Origin of the sequence: Phragmitibacter flavus (assembly GCF_005780165.1) — a bacterium.
Classification (GTDB): domain Bacteria; phylum Verrucomicrobiota; class Verrucomicrobiia; order Verrucomicrobiales; family Verrucomicrobiaceae; genus Phragmitibacter; species Phragmitibacter flavus.
Genome location: NZ_VAUV01000003.1, coordinates 404179 through 413899, shown reverse-complemented (window position 1 = coordinate 413899; position 9721 = coordinate 404179). Strand labels below are relative to the sequence as shown.

Here is a 9721-nt window from a genome sequence, read left to right as displayed (position 1 = left end):
AGCTACAGTACTCTGCGTCTGGTGTATGGATATATGACTCGTAAACCACCGAGATCAGCTATCTGAGCTACACTCTTTCCCTACACGCCGCGCTGCCGATGTCGGTGGGCAGTGGGCAGTGGGCAGTGGGCAGTGGGCAGTGGGCAGTGGGCAGTGGGCAGTGGGCAGTGGGCAGTGGGCAGTGGTTTTTCGATGGGGTATTTTGGGAGGGGGTGTGTTGGGGCGACTTTGTTCGAATGGAAGGAATCATTAATGGGCGACCAGGCGCGGGGGCCGTTGGTGCAGGGATGGAATCCTGCAGTGAGGGATGTGGATTGGTGGATAAACCCTTCAGCCGGTATTGTGGGCTTTTATGGAGATGAAAACACCGGCTTGCTCTCCGCTAGATGCCTTGGCCATGAATCTCGACCGCCATTTCGTGTGAATGCGCTCTGATGGGGATGTTTGGCCAATTTCGGGGAGATGCAGAAAAAGGTGTTCACTCACCACACTCCGTGTCTGAATTCGCTCATTCGCAACTTTTTGTCAAAAAAGAGCACGGGTGTTGACACAAATTCGACTGCCAAGGTATGCTGCAATTTCCGTGGCATTTATTTGGACACGGTTCCGGCCTCTTTTCACCCCATTTCATCCACGTTCATACATGTATTCAAACGAAGATTTCCTTCTAGAACTGCTCCAGGAAAACGGACTTGTTTCGAATCAGCAGCTCACCCACGCACGCGGCACGATGAAGCCGTCCGAGACTTTGATCGAGGGTTTGATCAAATCCGGGGTGGTGACGGAGGAAGATGTGGCGCAGACCATGGCGGTGAATTCGGGCATGGAATTCCTTGATCTGGCGGGTCGTGCGGTGGACCCTGAAATGAAGACGGCGGTGCCTGAAGACGTGGCGAGGCGCTACAAGATCGCGCCGCTGGGTTTTGATTACGGGCGCTTGCAGATCGCGATCAGCGATCCCAACAATTTTGAAACGCTGGATGCACTGCCACACGTGCTGGCGGCGGAGATTGATTTTATTTGCAGCACTCCAGGGGCGATTCGGGATTTGATCACCCAAATTTACGGCAGTGATGGTGACATGGCAGGTTCCCTGGTGAAGGGCATGGAAGCGGGTTCGGATCAGGATGCGCCAATCATTCGGCTGGTAACGGGCAGTTTGATGGAGGCGTTCAATGCCCGGGCGAGTGACATTCACATCGAGCCGATGGAAAAAGATCTGCGCTTCCGCTACCGGATTGACGGCGTCCTTCATGATGTGGGACATCATCCGAAGAAGCTGCACTCGTCGGTCATTGCCCGTATCAAAATCATGACGGGCAGCATGAGCATCGATGAAAAACGCATTCCCCAGGATGGTCGTATTCAGTTGAAGTTTCAGGACAAGGAGCTGGATTTGCGCGTGAGCATCGTGCCTACCAGCAATGGCGAGAGCGTGGTCATGCGTATTCTGGACAAATCCTCGCTGCGCCTTGGATTGGCGGATTTGGGCTTCCTTTCGGACGATCAGGAGACGTTTGAGCAACTGATCACCCTGCCGGATGGGATCATTTTGGTGACGGGGCCGACGGGTTCGGGCAAAACGACGACGTTGTATGCGTGTTTGAATTTCATCAACCGTCCCGACCGCAAGATCATCACGGTGGAAGATCCGGTGGAATATGAACTCCCCGGCATCAATCAGGTGATGGTGAAAGAGGACATTGGGATGACGTTTGCAGCGGCGTTGCGCGCCATGTTGCGTCAGGCGCCGAACATCATCATGTTGGGAGAAATTCGAGACATGGAAACGGCGAGCATCGCGATCAATGCCTCGCTCACAGGTCACTTGGTTTTCAGCACCTTGCACACCAACGATGCGCCGAGTGCGGTTTCCCGTTTGGTGGACATTGGCATCAAGCCGTTCCTGATTGCCTCGTCGGTGCGGGCGATTGAGGCCCAGCGACTGGTGCGCAAACTTTGCCCTGATTGCAAAAAGGACGGATTGCTCACGGAAAAGGAAATGCGCCAGATGGGGCTGGATGCTTCACAGGTTTATGGGGCGCAGATCAAGGTGCCGGAAGGGTGTCCGAAGTGCCGCAACAATGGCTTCAAGGGGCGGCTTTCGATTGTGGAGATCTTCAAGATTGACGATGAGGTGCGCGGCATGATCAACGAGCGGCTTCCGGCTCCGGTGCTGCGGCGCAGGGCGCGTGAACTGGGGATGCGGACCTTGCGTGAGGATGGCATTCGTAAAGTGCTCGCCGGCATGACGGCGGCTGAAGAGGTCATTGAAGAGACCATGTCGGATGCGCACTAAAAAGAACTGAAACGTGGATTTTGGCGGCGTTGCCGCGCAGAGCAGAATTTAACTAAAAATAAAAGCTTATGACGGCTCAAAGTGTGGTGGATATGTTGATGCAGCGCGGTCTTCTGGATGAAGGTCAGGCGGATGATCTGGTGCAGGACAACATCAGCAGCGGCAAGGATGTGGTCGATCTGCTGGTGGAATACGCGATATTCCAGGAGCAGGACGAATTTTGGGCGGTGGTGGCGGAGGAGATTGGGGCTCAGCATTATGATTTGTCGACGTTTGAGCCGAGCGCGGAAGTGCTGCAACTGATCCCGGCGGGCATGGCCCGTTTGAACGGGGCGTTTCCGGTGCAGCTGGCGCCTGATGGATTGCATGTGGCATTGACGGATCCGCTCAATCCCCAATTGCTGGAAGATTTGCGGTTCGGACTTGGCAAAGAGATCGTTCCGGTGGTGGCGCGCAAGGAGCAGGTGCAGGCATTGATCGACAAGCATTACGGCAGCGGCACCGAGAGCATTGAAGACATCTTCGGGCAGTTGGGAGTGGTTGGCAACCGCGTGGGCGATCGGGGTGCGGTGGAGGCCGAGGCAAACAGTGCGCCGATTGTGCGGTTTGTGGACATTGTGCTGCAGCAGGCGATCAAGGAGAAGGCGTCCGACATCCACTTCGAGCCATTCGAGCACGAGTTTAAGATTCGGTATCGCGTTGATGGTGCGCTTTATGAAATGGCACCGCCGCCGGTGCATCTGGCCAATTCGATCATTTCGCGGGTGAAGGTCATGTCCAGCATGAACATTGCGGAACGCCGTGTGCCGCAGGATGGTCGTATCATGACGGTGGTGGAAGGTCGTCAGGTGGACATGCGTGTTTCGACGTTGCCGACGCAATACGGCGAGAGCGTGGTGTTGCGGGTTTTGGATCGTTCCTCGGTGAATCTTCAACTGGCGTCCTTGGGCATGCCGAAATTCCTGTTCGATTACATTCAGGAAACGATCCACAAACCCAACGGCATCTTTATTGTGACCGGGCCAACGGGTGCGGGGAAAACCACCACGCTTTATGCGGCATTGAAGGAGATCAACACCATTGATGCGAAGCTGCTGACGGCGGAAGACCCGGTGGAATACGACATTGAGGGCATCATGCAGGTGCCAATCAACGAGGCGGTGGGTTTGACGTTTGGAAAGGCGCTGCGGGCGTTCCTTCGTCAAGATCCCGACCGGATCATGGTGGGAGAAATGCGCGATGTGGAAACGGCGCAGATCGCGATTCAGGCTTCTCTGACTGGTCACTTGGTTTTGAGCACCCTGCACACCAACGATGCGGCGGGCGCGGTGACCCGTCTTGTGGACATGGGAGTGGAGCCGTTCCTGGTGGCGGCAACGCTTGAGGGCGTGCTGGCGCAACGATTGTTGCGCACCATTTGCAAAGAGTGTCATGCGCCGTATCAGCCGAACACGATTGTTTTGAACCAGCTGGGACTTGCCTTGAGCGACATTGGCGAGAAGCAGTTTTATACGGGTGAAGGTTGCTCAAAGTGTGGTGGCAGCGGCTACAAAGGCCGGAAGGGGATTTATGAACTGCTCGACATCACCGACCCGATGCGGGAGTTGATCACGGAGAAAGCCCCGACCCTGGTGCTGCGTCAAAAAGCCATTGAACTGGGCATGACCACACTGCGTGAAGATGGCATCCGCAATATCTTTGATGGCGAGACCACCATTGAAGAAGTGCTCAAATACACCTGATCTTTTTAAAATTTCACACGCTCCTCATTTTTCAATGTGGACAAGAGCGCCGTTCACCCGGTAATCTTGCACAAATAACAACTACCATCTGACCTCGACGACAACCAGCCATGCCTAATTTCCACTATATCGCCCTTGACCAAAACGGCCAGGAGACGGCCGGCGTCATCGAAGCTCCCAACGAGGGCGAGGCCATCGGTCAGCTGCGTCGCAATCAGCTTTATCCAACCCAGGTGGTGGAAGATGGCAAGGGTGATTCCGCCGCCATTCGTCGCCGGGCACGCACCTCATCCGCCAAGGGCAAGACCAAGGCGATGGGCAAAACGGCTGCCAGTGCGAAAGTTTCGGGAAAGGTCTTGATGATTTTTACCCGCCAGCTGGCAACGCTGATTGATTCAGGCCTGCCTCTTTTGCGTGGTTTGACGGTGTTGGGTCGGCAGGAGCCGAACAAAATCATGAAGGGGGCGATCAACACCCTCGCCGACTCGGTGCAAACCGGCAGCACCTTCTCCGAGAGCCTTTCCCAATTTCCGCGAATCTTCAACAAGCTTTACATCAACATGGTGAAAGCGGGTGAACTCGGCGGTGTGTTGGAACTTGTTCTTAACCGTCTTGCTGAATACCAGGAGAAGGCCCAAAAGCTGAAAAACAAGATCGTGGCGGCCATGGTCTACCCGTTGATCGTGATGATCATTGCCGTGGGCATCATGGTGTTCCTGATGACGGTGATCGTGCCGAAGTTCGAGAAAATCTTCGAAGACATGCTCGGCAGCCGCGACAAGCTGCCTGAACTGACCAAGTGGGTCATTGGATTCAGCCGCTGGATGCAGGACAATCTGCTGCTGCTGGCGGCGATGGGCGTGGCGGTGTTCATTGGCTGGCAGGTGCTCAAGTCATCCAAAGGTGGCCGACGTTTTATCGATCAGATGAAACTCAAGCTGCCGCTGTTTGGGGACGTGCAACGCAAGAGCGCCATTTCCCGGTTTACCCGCACCTTGGGAACTTTGGTGACATCCGGTGTGCCGATTTTGCAGGCGTTGAACATCACCCGCGAAACCGCTGGCAACATCATCATCTCTGACGCGATCGACAAAGTTCATGACGCGGTCAAGGAAGGGGAAAGCATGGTGGCGCCGTTGGAGGCGAGCAAGGTGTTCCCGCCGATGGTGATCAGCATGGTGGACGTGGGTGAAGAAACTGGTCAGTTGCCGGAGATGTTGCTCAAGGTGGCCGACGTTTATGAGGACGAGGTGGACAACGCGGTTTCCGCGCTGACTTCGATGCTTGAGCCGTTGATGATCGTCGTTCTGGCCGTGGTGGTCGGGGTGATTGTTTTGGCGCTCTTCATGCCTCTGATCCAGATCATTCAAGGGATCAACAACCAGTAACCGCAATCAACAGGCTTTCGAAACCCCCCGTATTAATCTGACCCCCAAAGGAAGAATTATGAACACAAACAAATTCCACGGACAACGGGCTGCACGCGCCCGTGCGTTCACGTTGATCGAGTTGCTGGTGGTAATGGCGATCATTGCCATCCTGGCCACGTTGACCTTGGGGGCATTCACTTACGCTCAGCAGGCGGCGGCACGTAACCGAACCACGGGAGCCATGGCAGCCATCCGGGCGGCACTGGAGCAATACAAGGAAAAATTCGGGGAGTATCCAGAGCCGATGAATGAAGGAACGGCTGTCAGTGGTGCCAAAACTGGCGGGGCGAAGATGCTTTACCAGGCGATCACTGGCGACGGCACCGATGCCATCAAATTAACCTCCGGTGGAACACCATCTGATGGAGAGGTGGACGAAGAGGAAATTCGAAATGCCATCAATGCCAGTCTTCCGCCAGCGATGATTTTCCCTCCGCGTTCCGCGATGAGTGGTGCTGTCGAGATTTACCTCGTCGATGGTTTTGGTCGTCCGTTTCAGTATGAAAAAGCCGCGACCACTGGCACTGCCACCACCATCAATCCGACCTATGACCTTTGGTCGTTTGGAAACCTTGAGGGGGATGCACCGGGGACAGTCAGCCTGGAACAAAAAAGTGATGTCGCTGTGACGGGTCCATGGATCAAGAACTGGTGATCTTTTGAGTAGACAGCTGTTCGATTCCGATTTTTTTATTTTTCACATGGCCCGTATCTCCCTCATTTTTGGTTCCCTTTTGATCGCCCTTGGCGTCGTTGCCTTCCTGCTAGCCGGGGCGACAGCAAAATCGATTACGGCGCTGATTCCGGCGTTCATTGGATTGATTTTGCTGCTGTTGTCGGCCATTGCACGCAAGAGTCAGGCGGCCAACAAACACGCCATGCATGTGGCCGCCTTGTTGGGCCTGATTGGAACACTCGGGGGATTTGGCATGGGCATTCCCAAGCTGATCAAGTATCTCGGTGGCGACGAATCCATCGTTTTGCGGGCACCTGTGGTGCAGATCACCATGGGAATTCTTTGTGCAATGTTTTTGGTGATGTGTGTGCGGTCGTTCATTGCCGCGAGACGTGCGCGATTGGCTGCTTAAGGCGGATCGGCGGGGTGTTGTGGACTTTGGTGGCAAGTGTTTAAGCGCGACGCCGCTTTCGTAAATGCACGAGGGATTGCGCAATGGGTTGAGTTTTTGGGATCGCTGGCGCTGGCGAAAACGGGGTCGCCGACGTCAGGTGACCCTGACGTTCTCAGCCACCGCACTCCAAAGCGGTTATTCCCCGGAAGTCGTAAGGGTTTCGATGAGCCGGGGAACGTATTCGGCGAGTCGCTTCGGCGTTGTGGGGAGAGATTGAGGCAGGGCGGCGATTTCGTCCTTGATGGTGGCGGCGCGGTCGCCGAGGGCGATGACGGAGTTGAGGGCTTCGACGGCAGTGAACCAGTCGGATTGCTCGACATTGGCGAGCTTTAGCAGGATGGACAAGGCTTCCTGCTGGTCGGCGGCATCGCCATGGCGGGCGACGATCTCGGCGATGATGATCTGCACGCTGGGAGTGGGATCGATGAGCGCTTTTTTGAGGGCGGGGTAGGCGTCGGTGTAGACGGATTGGCCTCGGATCAGCAGGCCGGTGGCGGCCCAGTATCGCAAGATGGGATTGGGATTCTCAAGGGCGGTAAGGAGTGGCAGGGGATCGGTTTGACCGGGATCGGTGGCGAGGTTGGCAAGGGCAACCACTTCCTGAACCGGGTAGGTGCTGTCGTCTTGGAAGGCATCCCTTGGGGAGTTGCCGGCGGCGGTGCGAATACGTTCGGCTTCGGGGATGAAACCGAGGTCGCGGATGTTGACGAGGTGCTTTTGCTGGGCGGCACGGAGTCGGTGGAGCGTTTCGGTGTGATCGGTGGACGAGGCGAGATTGACGGTTTCCCAAGGGTCGGACTGCAGGTCGTAAAGGGCTTCGAACGGTTTTGGTTTCCAGTAGTCAGCCTGGACGGAGTTGAGCTGATTTGCCTTGGCGAGCTTCTCCCAGATTTGCATGGTGGGCATCATCGACTGGTAGGACAGGCGCAGGCCGTAGGGGACGTGGGGCATGTAGTGGCGGATGTAGACGTAGCGACCGTCAGTGATGCTGCGCATGAAGTCTTGGCGTTCGTCCATTCGGGACCGGAACCCATGCAGGTATTCAGGGGCAGGAGCGCGTTTGGTGCCGCAGAAGGGACGACCTTGGATGTAATCGGGAATGGGTTCACCGATGAGGCTGAGCAGGGTGGGGGCGAGGTCGACGAAGCTGATGAGTTCCTCGGATTTGGCTCCCGGCGAGTAGGCTTGCGGTGCAAGGTGCTGCCATTTTTTGGGGAAGTGGACGATGAAGGGGACCTGCATGCCGCCATTGCCGGGCCAGCGTTTGAAGCGGGGGAGGCCGGTGCCGTGGTCCCCGTAGAAGAAGATGATGGTGTCTTCGGCCAGGCCGGCGGCGGTGAGTTCGTCGAGGTGCTTTTGAAACTCGCCGTCCATGGTGGCGATGTTGTCGTAACATTGGGCCCAGTCACCGCGAACTTCTGGAGTGTCGGGATGAAAGGGGGGAAGAGGGACCTTGCTGGGATCGGAGATGAGCTGGCGGTTGGGTTTGCGATTTTGGCTCTCGTGCGTGGTAGTGGAGTTGAAGATGGCGAAGAAGGGCTGGTTGGCGGCGCGATTTTTCCAATGGGCTTTTTTGGAGCTGTCGTCCCAGGTGCCTTTGGGCTTTTCGTGATTGTAGTCTTCCTTGTTGTTATTGGTGCAGTAGTAGCCGGCGCGACGCAGGAGTTGCGGATACATTTCGACGCCAGCGGGAAGGGGGACCTGACTGCGCATGTGTTCGGCTCCGGTGCTGGGTGGATACATCCCGGTGATGATGGCGGTGCGGGCGGGGGCGCAGACGGGGGCGTTGGACCAGGCGTGCTGGAAGAGCTGGCCACGGGCGGCGAAGGCGTCGAGGTTGGGGGTGCGGGCGAAAGTATCGCCATAACAGCCGAGGTTGGGACTGGTGTCTTCGATGGTAATCCAGAGGATGTTGGGCCGGTCGGCGGCTTTAATTTGGGTGGTGAAGACAAAGAAGAGCAGCAGGAAAGCGAGCGGTTTCATGGGTCAGGGAGGGAAGCTGTGAGCAGGTGGGAAAATTCTGAGGGGTGAGCTTCTTTTTGACGAGCGAAAAGGGTGGGTCTTACAAGTTTGTTTGAGGGTTGCCATGTGCGGGGGGCGCTCTACAATGCCTCAATGGCAGAAGTGAGCATCTCACACAAAGTAAAGCGTCCGTCGTTCATCACGGTGGGGGACTTTTACGAGGACAATCGTGAGACGTTGAAAATCAAACTGATCGGGTCGGCGGCCGGTTTTTCGAGGAAGATTCTGGAGCCATCGGTGAACCGCCCGGGTTTGGCGTTGAGTGGTTTTTTCACCTACTTTGCTTACAAGCGGGTGCAGGTAATCGGCAATTCGGAGATTTCCTATCTGAACGGCCTTGATCCTGAAGTGGCGAGGGACCGGTTTCGCCAGCTTTGCCAGGCGGACATTCCGTGTCTGGTGATCGCGAGGGACAAACGATTGCCGGAAGATTTGCTGGCTATTGCGACCGAGATGGGGGTTTCGGTATTTCAGTCGAGCATTTTGACGATGAAGTTCATCAATGCTGCGACGATCCGGCTCGACTGGGCGTTTGCGCCAACCACTGTTTTGCATGGGTGTCTGGTGGATTGTCAGGGGATGGGGGTGCTGATCCAGGGTCCGAGTGGCAGTGGCAAAAGCGAGGCGGTGTTGGGTTTGCTGGAGCGTGGCGGCAGCATGGTGGCGGATGATGCGGTGCATTTCCGGTTGATTGAGGAGCGCGATCTCTTGGGGACGGCACCGGGGTTGACGCGGTATATGATTGAGGTGCGTGGGATTGGACTGCTGAATGTGGCGGCGATGTTCGGGGTGGGGGCGGTTCGATTGACCAAGCGGCTGGATTTGGTGATTCAACTGGCGCCGAATGTGGACCTTGGAGAAGTGGAGCGGTTTGATTCAGGATCGCACAGCACGTCGATTCTGGGCCAGAAGGTGGCATTGATCGAGGTGCCGGTGACGGCGGGCCGGGATGTTGCCGGTTTGATTGAGGTGGCGGCTTTGAACCACAAATTACGCACCTACGGCTATGACAGCGCGGCCGAATTTGATCAAAGACTGTTGAAAAAGATGGCGGATGATCAATTAAAGTAGTCCGTTTGTGCTGTTAGTGCGAAAAAC

The 9721-nt window shown here is 56.1% G+C and carries 7 protein-coding genes; 6 read left to right on the top strand and 1 reads right to left on the bottom strand.

Features of this window, described 5'->3' with window-relative positions; translation table 11 throughout:
• Window positions 1-643: 643 nt before the first annotated feature.
• The 5 genes from FEM03_RS05255 to FEM03_RS05235 all read left to right on the top strand — a co-directional run bounded on the left by FEM03_RS05255 (window position 644) and on the right by FEM03_RS05235 (window position 6559).
• Window positions 644-2299 carry a GspE/PulE family protein gene (locus tag FEM03_RS05255; RefSeq protein WP_138085137.1) on the top strand — a complete coding sequence of 552 codons (1656 nt, stop codon included), beginning with the start codon at window positions 644-646 and terminating at the stop codon, window positions 2297-2299.
• 68 nt (window positions 2300-2367) lie between these two features.
• Window positions 2368-4041 carry a GspE/PulE family protein gene (locus FEM03_RS05250; protein WP_138085136.1) on the top strand — a complete coding sequence of 558 codons (1674 nt, stop codon included), beginning with the start codon at window positions 2368-2370 and terminating at the stop codon, window positions 4039-4041.
• Between the two features lie 110 nt (window positions 4042-4151).
• Window positions 4152-5429 (top strand): type II secretion system F family protein, encoded by a 1278-nt coding sequence (locus FEM03_RS05245; RefSeq protein ID WP_138085135.1) that lies wholly within the window; start codon window positions 4152-4154, stop codon window positions 5427-5429.
• Between the two features lie 58 nt (window positions 5430-5487).
• Window positions 5488-6126, top strand: coding sequence for a type II secretion system protein (locus FEM03_RS05240; protein WP_138085134.1), 639 nt, complete (start codon window positions 5488-5490; stop codon window positions 6124-6126).
• Window positions 6127-6172: 46 nt separating this feature from the next.
• Entirely contained in the window at window positions 6173-6559 is a 387-nt protein-coding gene (locus FEM03_RS05235) for a hypothetical protein (protein ID WP_138085133.1), read from the top strand.
• A 177-nt stretch (window positions 6560-6736) separates the two neighbouring features.
• Here the strand turns inward: FEM03_RS05235 and FEM03_RS05230 are convergent, their stop codons facing one another.
• Window positions 6737-8584 (bottom strand): sulfatase-like hydrolase/transferase, encoded by a 1848-nt coding sequence (locus FEM03_RS05230; protein ID WP_138085132.1) that lies wholly within the window; start codon window positions 8582-8584, stop codon window positions 6737-6739.
• A gap of 132 nt (window positions 8585-8716) precedes the next feature.
• Here FEM03_RS05230 and hprK point away from each other — a divergent pair, with 132 nt between their 5' ends.
• On the top strand, window positions 8717-9694 hold the full coding sequence (hprK, locus tag FEM03_RS05225) for an HPr(Ser) kinase/phosphatase (RefSeq protein ID WP_138085131.1): 978 nt from the start codon (window positions 8717-8719) through the stop codon (window positions 9692-9694).
• Window positions 9695-9721 lie beyond the last annotated feature (27 nt).